The sequence below is a fragment of the Mesorhizobium sp. M7A.F.Ca.CA.003.01.2.1 genome (assembly GCF_003998945.1).
GTDB classification, from domain to species: domain Bacteria; phylum Pseudomonadota; class Alphaproteobacteria; order Rhizobiales; family Rhizobiaceae; genus Mesorhizobium; species Mesorhizobium ciceri.
The window spans coordinates 1-5,210 of the sequence record NZ_RZRA01000351.1 but is presented as its reverse complement, the minus strand read 5'-3'; the positions used below and the strand labels follow the sequence as shown (position 1 = coordinate 5,210).

Here is a 5,210-nt window from a genome sequence, read left to right as displayed (position 1 = left end):
GTATGCGACGGCCCTGATAGTCGGCTTCGCCTTCGCCGGTGAGCATGCGGGCGAGTGCCGTCATCAGCACCAGGTCGCCGGCTCCGATCGAACCGAGCGAGGGCATGACGGGATGGACGCCGGCATTGAGCGCGTCGAGCAAAGCAACGAAGACGGAAGACGAAAGGCCGGATCCGCCAACCGACAGCATCGCTGCACGCGCGGCCATGCTTGCCCGCACGGCATCGACCGGCAATCCTTCGCCGACGGCGCCGCTGCGTCCCTCCAGCAACTGGCGCTGGAAGGCTCCGGCATCGCCCTCTACAGCAGTGCCGAGATTGGCGCCGAGCCCGGTGTTCAAGCCATAGATCTGCTGGCTGGACGCTGCAGCCTGGTCGAGCACTTTTCGTGCCTTCTCCAGCCTGCCGATGACATCGGGTCCGATCTCCACCTTGCGCCCATCGCGGGCGACCGCAGCGACATCGCCAACGCCGACGCCGGTTCCGGTGAGGACGAGCGCGCTCATGCGAAGCGCAGTCTCTGGCCGATGCCTTGCGCCTGCGCCTTGGCCAGCATCGCCTTGCCCAATGCGATATCAGACAGCGACAGGCCACGATGCCAGAACAGGATCGTTTCGTCGTCGCTTTCGCGCCCAACTTTCAGGCCGGCGGCGATCTGGCCGAGCTCGGCATGCAGCGTCTGCTCGCTCAGCCGCCCGGTCTCGACATGGGCGCGTAGCGAGCCGAACTTGCCGCCCTTGCACTGGCCCCAATCGTCGACGACCATTTTCTGCATGATGTCGGTCAACGACAGTTCGACCGCGCTCATCGTGCCATAGGGCACGACCAGTGCGCCCCGTTTGATCCATTCGGTCCTCAGCAGCGGCTGCGGCTCCGGCAGCCGCGAGGCCTCGACGACGATGTCGGCGCCCTCGATGCAGCTTTTCCAGTCGGCCACCGCTGTGACCGTCTTGCCGAGATCGGCGGAGAGTTCGGCGGCAAAACCGTCGCGGCTTTCCGGGCGGCGCGAATGGACGCGAATCTCGTCGAAGTCGAAGAGATGGTCGAGCAGGCGCACATTCCAGTAGGCGGTGCCGCGCGCGCCGATATGGGCCAGCACCTTGGAATTCTTGCGCGCCAGATGCCTGGCGCCGATGGCGGTGACGGCGCCGGTTCGCATGTCGGTGATGACGGTGGCGTCGAGGATGGCGCGCGGCGCGCCGGTGCGCGGGTCGAACAGGTTGAGGATGCCGAATTCGGAAGGCAGGCCATGCAGGTAATTGTCGACATAGTCGCCGACGATCTTGACGCCGGCCGTGTCGAGCGGCGCGACGTAGCCGCGCAACACATTGAAATGGCCGTGGAAGGACGGGTCCGGCTCGAGATGGACGCGCGGTTCGATCACCGTCTGGCCCTTGCCTTGCGCCACCAGGCCAGCCTCGACGGCGGCGATGATTTCGCCATCGGTCATGGCAAGGGCATCGATGTCGAGGGCATTGAGGTAGTCGATGTAGATGGGCTTCATGTTACGCGTATACTCTCCTCGACGGCCCCATCCATTCCATAGCAGGCCATGGCGGCACACGAAAGTTTGTTGCGACGTCTCTGGACGCCGCCGGGGAGATGCTGTTCAAACCGGTTCCGTCATGACTGCCATTCCCGAGACCGCAACCTTGTCCGAAACGGCCATCCATGCGCGGCGCGTGGCGCTGATCGTCGCCATCGCCTTCTTCATGCAGTTGCTGGATTCGACGATCATCTCGACATCGCTGCCGCAGATGGGCGCCTCCTTCGGCGTGTCGCCGGTGGCGATGAGCATCGGCATCACCGTCTACATGCTGACCATGGCGGTGTTCGTGCCGCTGTCGGGCTGGCTCGCCGACCGGTTCGGGGCGCGCAACATCTTCCTGCTGGCGATCGTCCTGTTCACCCTGGCTTCGCTCGCCTGCGGCCTCTCGCAAACCCTGACCCAGTTCGTCGCCGCACGTGTCGTGCAAGGGCTCGGCAGCGCGCTGATGACGCCGGTTGGGCGCATTCTCGTCCTGCGCAATGCGCCGAAATCCGAACTGCTCAACGCCACGGCGCTGATCACCTGGCCAGCACTGTTTGCGCCGGTGGTCGGGCCGGTGCTCGGCGGCTTCATCACCACCTATCTGTCCTGGCACTGGAATTTCTTCATCAACATCCCGCTCGGCGTGATCGGGCTGGCGCTGGTCGCCCGTTTCATCCCAGGCGACCGCGAGGCCGACCCCAAGCCGCTCGACTGGCCCGGTTTTTTCCTGACATCGGCGGGACTTGCCTTGCTGCTCTACGGTCTCGAGCGTATCGCGCATCCCGAGGACGGCGTGCTGCCGACAGCGCTGCTGATCGTAGCCGGCATCGTCCTCGGCTGGCTGGCGGTGCGCCATCTCAGGCGCGCGCCGCATCCGCTGCTCGATCTCTCCTCGTTCAAGGTGCTGACCTTCGCCATCTCGACGCTTGCCGCCGGCACCATTTTCCGGGTGGCGATCAACGCCACGCCGTTCCTGCTGCCGCTGCTGTTCCAGGTTGGCTTCGGCCTTTCGCCTGTCGATGCCGGCTTGATGATCCTGGCCTATTTCCTTGGCAATCTCGGCATGAAGACGGTGACCACGCCGACGCTGCGCCGTTTCGGTTTCCGCTCAGTGATGGTCGTCAACGGCATCATCGCCTCGGCCTCGATCATGGCTTGCGGAGCGATCTCGCCGCAGACGCCGCAAGCGCTGGTGGTGGCGCTGATGCTGATTGCCGGCCTGTCGCGCTCGATGCAGTTCACCGCCCTTAACACGCTGGCCTTCGCCGACATCGATGCGTCGCAACGAAGCTCGGCGGCGACGCTGTCCTCGATGCTGCAGCAGGTGGCGATGCTGTTTGGCGTCGCGGTGGCGGCGGCGATCCTTAATCTGTCGCAGATCGTCAGGGATCGCCCCGCTCTCGATCTTGTGGATTTTCGAGTAGCCTTTCTGGTGATCGGCGCCATCGGGCTGGTGGCGGCGCTGCGTTTTCTCGTGCTCCCGCCAGGTGCGGGCGCGGAGGTTTCCGGGCACTCGCCGGGAAATTCAGATCGATTTTTCCGCCTGATGCGGAGATAAATTCCGTCCTGTCCCTTTGCCTTGGTGCAGCGCTTTCGCGTGCGGCCGCAATGGCGCAACCAATTGCCAAAAGCGCAGAGTTTTCCGCGCATTGCGCCAGCTTCGGCAATCGATCGTCCACTCGATAAATATCGCAGCCGGCCTGGGTTCCGGGCGCGGATTCATTTGACGAACCGGCGTTGGGCCGATTAGCGTTCTTTCCCAGGGATGGCAGCGCTGCCATCGGGGCAAACGCAGACATGAACACCATCGGCTGGCCAAATTTCAGGAGCCTGAACCAGGAAGGCATTGTCTTTGCCATCGCCGTGGTGCTGTTCGTTGCAGCGGCTATAGGCCTGCCAGGTTTCATCGACCCCAACAATCTCGTCGCCATCGTCCGCTCCGTGTCGGTGCTGGGCATCCTTGCGCTCGGCATGGCCGTGGTCATCATCGGCCGCGGCATCGACCTCTCTGCCGTCGCGATCATGGCGATGTCGGTCGCCTGGTACCTGCAACTGCTGAATTCGGGGACGCCGGACGGGCTTGCCTTCGCCTATGTGCTGGCCGGTGTGCTGGCCATCGGCCTGCTCAATGGTTTTCTCGTCGCCTATGCCGACGTGCCGGCGATCTTCGTGACGCTGGCGACAGGCTCCTTCGTCTTCGGCTATGTACGCTCGCAACTGATCACGCAGGATGCCGTGCCGGTGCCGCAGGGCCATTGGGTCGAGTTGCTCGGCGGCCTGCGCTTCCTCGACATTCCCATCGAGGTTTTCGTCTTCGCAGGGCTGGCCTTCCTGTTCTTCCTGTTCCTTCGCTACACCAAATGGGGCCGCTATATCTATTTCGCCGGCGATAATCCGGTGGCCGCCCGCAACATCGGCATGCCGGTGCGGCCGATGCTGGTGCTGCGCTATGTGCTTTCCGCCTTCGTCGCACTGGTCGCCGGCCTGCTGACGGCGGCCAGCCTGCATTCGATCAATACCCGCGTCGTCAATTCGACGCTGCTCTACGATATCGTGCTGGTGGCGGTTATCGGCGGCATCGGCCTGTCCGGCGGGCGCGGCGGGGGGCGCAACGTGCTGGTCGGTGCGGCACTGATCGGCATCCTGCTCAACGCCATGACCATCATCGACATTCCGCTGCTCTACCAGAACCTGATCAAGGCAGCGATCCTGCTCGGCGCCATCATCGTCGACGGCATCATCAATCCACGTGACGAGCAGACCGCCCAGCAGGGCGACATTTAGACCTGAACTGCGGCGGACGGTTGGGGCCGGCCGCTGATAACAACGACCAAAGCAAAAGGATCCGACATGAAACTGATCAAGACACTCATGGCCGCCGCCACGGCGCTCGCCGTCACCGCCTTCGTGGCGCCAACCTTCGCCGCCGACGATCCGGGGCCGACTGCGTACGCGCAGGCGCTCAAGGGCAAGCGCGTCATGCTGGTGCCGCTGGCAATGGGCTTCGACCTGGCGCAGGGCTGGGCGCACTATCTGAAGACCGAAGTCGAGGCCTGGGGCGGCGTGTTCGAGACGCGCGACCCGAACTGGGTCGTCGATGCCGGCGCGCAGGCGATCACGGACGCCATCTCCTCGGACACCAGGCCGGATGTGCTGATCATCCACGCGCCGGACCTCAACTCCTATTCCAAGCTGATGAAGAAGGCACAGGCCGCCGGCACCTATGTCATCCTGGTCGACAATCCCGCCAACTTCCCGGCCGACGCCTTTATCGGCAGTGACTGGGACCGGCTTGGCCAGCTCGAGGCCGAAGCGGCGATCAAGGGCTGCGGCCCGAACTCGTCGAAGAAGATCGGCCTTGTGCAGGGTGACCAGGCGAACTCCTCCAGCCTCTATCAGTATGCCGGCATCATGAAGGTGCTGGACAAGAATCCCGACTTCAAGGTGGTGGCCAAGCCCGATTCCAACTGGGATGCGACGACCTCGCGCAACGTGACGACGACGATGCTGCAGCAGAACCCGGATATCTGCTCGATCATCGATTTCTGGGATGGCGACGCCACCGGCGCGTCCGCCGCGATCCGCGATGCCAAACTCGACGGCAAGGTGTTCCTGGTCACCACCGGCGGCGGCGAAAAGGCGGCCGATTGCGACAAGCTGGTCGACGGCACCTATGGCGC

At 64.0% G+C, this 5,210-nt stretch carries 5 protein-coding genes; 3 read left to right on the top strand and 2 right to left on the bottom strand.

Going from position 1 to position 5,210, the window contains the following annotated elements:
- Together EN969_RS15795 and EN969_RS15790 are read right to left on the bottom strand one after the other, a co-directional pair.
- Positions 1–505, bottom strand: a 505-nt coding sequence (locus tag EN969_RS15795; protein WP_164758278.1) for an aromatic amino acid lyase, incomplete at its 3' end; no start/stop codon positions are given.
- Positions 502–1,503 (bottom strand): ornithine cyclodeaminase family protein, encoded by a 1,002-nt coding sequence (locus tag EN969_RS15790; RefSeq protein ID WP_063168533.1) that lies wholly within the window; start codon positions 1,501–1,503, stop codon positions 502–504. The genes EN969_RS15790 and EN969_RS15795, both read right to left, overlap by 4 nt.
- Before the next feature lie 121 nt (positions 1,504–1,624).
- On the opposite strand from EN969_RS15790, the gene EN969_RS15785 reads away from it, so the two are divergent.
- The 3 genes from EN969_RS15785 to EN969_RS15775 form a co-directional block, all read left to right on the top strand.
- Positions 1,625–3,088 carry a DHA2 family efflux MFS transporter permease subunit gene (locus EN969_RS15785; RefSeq protein ID WP_063168532.1) on the top strand — a complete coding sequence of 488 codons (1,464 nt, stop codon included), beginning with the start codon at positions 1,625–1,627 and terminating at the stop codon, positions 3,086–3,088.
- A gap of 239 nt (positions 3,089–3,327) precedes the next feature.
- Positions 3,328–4,314 carry an ABC transporter permease gene (locus EN969_RS15780; RefSeq protein ID WP_127367459.1) on the top strand — a complete coding sequence of 329 codons (987 nt, stop codon included), beginning with the start codon at positions 3,328–3,330 and terminating at the stop codon, positions 4,312–4,314.
- 66 nt (positions 4,315–4,380) lie between these two features.
- Positions 4,381–5,210: sugar ABC transporter substrate-binding protein (locus EN969_RS15775; protein WP_164758277.1), on the top strand; the 830-nt coding region annotated here is incomplete at its 3' end.

Coding starts and splice junctions, on each gene's coding strand:
- EN969_RS15790 (WP_063168533.1), bottom strand. CDS start 1,503: ATGAAGCCCATCTACATCGACTACCTCAATGCCCTCGACATCGATGCC.
- EN969_RS15785 (WP_063168532.1), top strand. CDS start 1,625: ATGACTGCCATTCCCGAGACCGCAACCTTGTCCGAAACGGCCATCCAT.
- EN969_RS15780 (WP_127367459.1), top strand. CDS start 3,328: ATGAACACCATCGGCTGGCCAAATTTCAGGAGCCTGAACCAGGAAGGC.